The following is a 3,930-nucleotide window of genomic DNA, read 5'->3' on the forward strand; positions in this document are numbered from 1 at the left end:
GGAATATTCTATGCCCCGCGTAAAACGTGGTGTGACCGCACACCGTCGTCATAAAAAGATTCTGAAACAAGCCAAGGGTTACTATGGTGCCCGTTCACGTATTTACCGTGTTGCAAAACAAGCGGTAATTAAAGCGGGTCAGTACGCTTACCGTGACCGTCGTGCCAAGAAACGTGTTTTCCGCGCTTTGTGGATCACGCGTATTAACGCTGGATCACGTGCTAATGGCCTGAGCTATAGCCGGTTGATCGCCGGTTTGAAAAAAGCAGATATCGCTTTAGACCGTCGCGTATTGGCCGATTTGGCCGTACATGACAAAGAAGCCTTTGCTGTTATCGTAGAACGCGCGAAAACAGCCTTAGCTTAAAAAGCGATAGGCCGTTGCGTAGCGGCCATATAGCTTTGTTTTATTATAGGGAAAGGGCTTGTGCCCTTTCCCTATTTTGTTTCTGACACAGTAAATTTAGCCTCGCTGCTGTGCAGCGGGGCGTTAGCGCGGAGATTGGGAGCGCAGCATGGAAAATCTAGAAGGGCTTGCGGCTGAAGCTGTGGCAAAAATCAGTGCCGCCACAGACGCGCCAACCTTAGATCAGGTGCGGGTTGAGTATCTTGGTAAGAAAGGTCACATCACGGCGCTGCTAAAGGGCCTTGGCAAGCTGTCTGCCGAAGAGCGTCCCGCTGCGGGTGCTGAGATCAACCGCGTGAAAGAGGCGCTGTCAACGCAGATTGCGGATGCCAAGCAGCTTTTGGATCTGGCTGCGGTAAATGCACGGCTTGAAGCTGAAAAAATTGACGTGACCCTGTCTGGACGCGGTCAGCAAGCTGGTGGACTACACCCGGTAACCCGCACCATTGAGCGTATCAGTGCCTTTTTCGAAAGCATTGGCTTTGAGGTGGTTGAAGGCCCCGAGATTGAAGACGACTATCACAACTTTGAAGCCCTCAATATTCCCGCTCATCACCCTGCACGGGCGATGCACGATACCTTCTACGTCGACGAATCCACGGTTTTGCGTACCCACACCTCGCCGGTACAGGTGCGAGTGATGGAAAGCACTGAGCCACCGTTAAAAGTGATTTGTCCGGGCCGCGTATACCGCTGCGACTCTGACTTAACCCATACCCCGATGTTTCATCAGGTTGAAGGGCTGTTGATCAGCGAAGAGTCCAGCTTTGCCGACCTCAAGGGCTTGGTTGAAGCATTTTTGCGCAGCTTCTTTGAGAAAGAGCTAAATGTGCGTTTCCGTCCGTCTTATTTCCCCTTTACCGAGCCGTCGGCGGAAGTGGATATTGAATGTGTGATGTGTAATGGCGAGGGCTGCCGCGTATGCAGCCAAACCGGCTGGCTGGAGGTTATGGGCTGCGGCATGGTTCATCCCCAAGTGTTTGAGCACGTGAATATCGACACCGAGCGCTTCACTGGTTTCGCCTTTGGTATGGGCGTTGAGCGCTTGGCTATGTTGCGTTATGGCGTGAACGATTTGCGTCTGTTTTTTGAGAATGACCTGCGTTTCCTCGGTCAATTTAGATAACAGTCTCAGCGACAATTTTCAAAACGGATAGCATATGAAATTTAGTGAACAGTGGTTGCGCGAGTGGGTTAACCCAGCAGTCGGCACCGACGAGTTAGCGGCGCAAATTACCATGGCCGGTTTAGAAGTGGATGCCATTGATCCGGTAGCCGGTGTATTCTCTGGTGTTGTAGTGGCTGAAATTTTGGCGACGGCGCCGCATCCGGATGCGGAAAAGCTACAGGTTTGTCGCGTTAATGCTGGCAGCGAAGAAGTGCAGATTGTTTGCGGCGCCGCCAATGCGCGTCCCGGTATAAAAGTACCGCTGGCGATCTTGGGTGCGGTACTTCCAGGTGATTTCAAAATTAAAAAAGCCAAGCTGCGGGGCGTTGAGTCTTTCGGCATGCTTTGCGCCGAAGAAGAGTTGGGTTTGGCGGAGAAATCCGGTGGCCTGATGGAGCTGCCTCTAGATGCGCCCGTCGGCGAGGATATTCGCGTATTTTTGGGTTTAAGCGATTCAATCATCGAGCTGGGCTTAACCCCGAACCGCGCCGACTGCTTGAGTGTTCGCGGTATTGCCCGGGAATCCGCCGTGCTCAATGGCATGGCTTTTACCGATTTAGATATCGCGCCAGTGGCAGCAGTCAACGACAGCAAATTACCAATTCGGGTTGAGGCGGGTGCAGATTGCCCTCGTTATGTGGGCCGCGTTATTCGCAATGTTGATGTATCTAAGCCCAGCCCGCTATGGCTGCAAGAAAAACTGCGCCGCTGTGGTTTGCGCAGTATCGACGCGGTGGTGGATGTCACCAATTTCGTTCTGGTGGAATTGGGTCAGCCCATGCACGCCTTTGACGTAGATAAACTCAGCGGTGGGGTAGTCGTGAGACACTCAACGGCTGATGAGTCTTTGGAATTGCTTGACGGCCAAACGCTGACCCTGCGTGAAGGCAGTTTGCTAATCGCCGACGAACAGCAACCCCTGGCACTGGCCGGTATTATGGGTGGTGAAGTGTCCTCGGTGACTTCTGCGACTCAGAGTCTCTTTTTAGAAGCGGCCTTCTTTACGCCTGATCTATTGGCAGGCCGGGCGCGCTCTTACGGTTTGCACACCGATTCCTCGCATCGCTTTGAGCGCGGCGTTGATTTCGAACTACCTGCACGGGCAATAGAGCGCGCTACAGCGCTGATTGTTGCTATATGTGGCGGTGAGCCAGGGCCAGTATTAGTTGTCGACTCAGCGCCCATGCCTGAGCGCAAGGCGATTCTGCTGCGTGAAAAGCGCATTGCCAAGGTGCTGGGCATGGACATGGCTGCCAGCGACGTAGAATCTATTCTGGCGGGTTTAGGTTTGACGTTAACGCGTGTTGACGGTGGCTGGGAAGTGACTGCGCCGAGCTGGCGTTTTGATATCGCCATTGAAGTCGATTTACTCGAAGAGTTGGCCCGTATATACGGTTATAACCGCCTACCGGTGCGGCCGATTCAAGACGCGTTGACTATTCGCCCAGCTACGGAAAGCAAGCGCAGCCTGAGCGCGCTTCGTCAGCAATTGGTTGGCCGTGGCTATCAAGAGGCGGTGACTTACAGTTTTATTGATCCCGCAATGCATAAGGCGATGGCCGAGGGTGTGGAAGGGGTTGAGCTACTCAACCCAATTTCTGCCGACATGTCGGTTATGCGCACCAGTTTATTGCCCGGTTTGATTAAAACCGCCATGCATAATGCCAAGCGTCAGCAGCCGCGTATTCGCCTCTTTGAAGCGGGTCAGCGTTTTGTGAAGGGCGATGAGGGTTTGCAGCAAATTCCAACCTTAGCGGCACTCATTACTGGTCGGCGCACCGCTGAAAGCTGGAATGAAAACGGCGAATTAGTTGATTTTTACGATCTCAAAGGTGATTTAGAGAGCTTGCTGTCTGTTGCTGCTGGTGAAATCACCTTCGCGCCTGGCAACTATACGGCCTTACACCCAGGCCAGTGCGCCGATGTGTTTTGCGATAAAGTGCTAATTGGCCGCGTTGGCGCTCTGCATCCCAGCTTGCAAGCCCAGTGGGATATGGTCAATCCGGTGTATTTGTTTGAAATTGATCAGCAGCCAGTATTGGCTCGCGACGTGCCCAAATTTAGCGAATTGTCTAAATTCCCGGAGGTGCGCCGGGATCTGGCCTTGATCGTTGCGCGCGAATTACCGGCAGGCGATGTGTTGCAGGCAATTAGAGGCGCGGCAGGGGATTGCCTCATTGACTTGAAGCTGTTTGACCTCTATCAGGGTAAAGGTATTGATCCTGAAAGAAAAAGTTTGGCTGTGGGCTTGACGTTCAGGCATTCATCACGCACTCTGAATGAGGAAGAGGTTAATCAATCTGTTGCGGCAGTTGTGCAAACCTTGCAGGAGGCATTTGGCGCAAGTTTAAGGAAC

3 protein-coding genes are annotated in these 3,930 nt (G+C 52.8%); all 3 read left to right on the plus strand.

Annotated features, from left to right (window positions below):
* Positions 1-10 precede the first annotated feature (10 nt).
* The gene (gene rplT / locus ABYP33_RS17715) at positions 11-367 is read left to right on the plus strand and encodes a 50S ribosomal protein L20 (RefSeq protein WP_008247192.1); all 357 of its coding nucleotides are present in this window, start codon (positions 11-13) and stop codon (positions 365-367) included.
* A gap of 148 nt (positions 368-515) precedes the next feature.
* Positions 516-1,532 carry a phenylalanine--tRNA ligase subunit alpha gene (gene pheS, locus ABYP33_RS17720; protein WP_373092531.1) on the plus strand — a complete coding sequence of 339 codons (1,017 nt, stop codon included), beginning with the start codon at positions 516-518 and terminating at the stop codon, positions 1,530-1,532.
* 34 nt (positions 1,533-1,566) lie between these two features.
* Positions 1,567-3,930, plus strand: a 2,364-nt coding sequence (pheT, locus tag ABYP33_RS17725; protein WP_373092532.1) for a phenylalanine--tRNA ligase subunit beta, incomplete at its 3' end; no start/stop codon positions are given.

The sequence above is a fragment of the Zhongshania sp. genome, assembly GCF_041584495.1.
In the GTDB taxonomy this organism is placed as follows: Bacteria; Pseudomonadota; Gammaproteobacteria; order Pseudomonadales; family Spongiibacteraceae; genus Spongiibacter.